The organism is Kribbella swartbergensis (assembly GCF_054784135.1).
In genome coordinates this window covers 1-727 of sequence record NZ_BAAGPM010000061.1, presented here as the reverse complement: position 1 = coordinate 727, position 727 = coordinate 1, and the positions used below count along the sequence as shown (strand labels likewise).

Genomic DNA, 727 nt, shown 5'->3' with positions numbered 1-727 from the left:
AGTTCACAGCCAGCCGGTCGTATCGCGTTGCGATCCGCTTCCAATTCTTGAGATGGCCGAACATCCGCTCAATCACGTTACGGCGTCGGTATGCGGCGCGATTGAGCGGATGGGCAACGGCACGAGCAGCACGGCCCGGAATGACAGCTTCGATGCCCTTGTCTTCGAGCCACGTGCGGAGCCGATCCGCATCATAGGCTTTGTCAGCGATGAGCCGCCTGGTCGGCGCCAGAGCCTCGAGTATCGGCATAGCCATTGTGATGTCGGCCACGTTGCCCGGCGTTAGCGCGACGGCAAGGATCCGGCCACGACCATCGGCCAGACAATGGATTTTCGTTGTTCGGCCGCCGCGCGAGACGCCGACCGCTTGCGCGAGCTCCCCCCTTTTCCGCCTGACGCCGAGCAGTGGGCCTTCACGTTGGAACTGTCGAGTGCCAGTTCCTCGGGAATGGGGCCAGCAGCTGCGACTTTGGCGAAGATGCGCTGCCAAACGCCGCGTCGCGCCCAGCGGGTGTAGCGATTGTAGATGGTTTTGGCTGGTCCGTATTCAGGCGGCACATCGCGCCAGCGCCCACCTGTTTTGAGGATATGGAGAATCCCGCTGATCACCCGCCGGTCATCCACGCGGGGCTTGCCCGGCTGGTCGTGCGGCAGATGTGGCTCCAAGGCCGCCCAGGCCTCGTCAGACAGCCAGAATAGATCGCGCATGACCTTCTCCCACCGCGTA

At 63.3% G+C, this 727-nt stretch carries 1 pseudogene; it reads right to left on the bottom strand.

Features of this window, described 5'->3' with window-relative positions:
* A pseudogene (locus tag ACYVOK_RS34490) lies at positions 1-708 on the bottom strand (IS5 family transposase); the annotation flags it as partial.
* Positions 709-727: the final 19 nt, after the last annotated feature.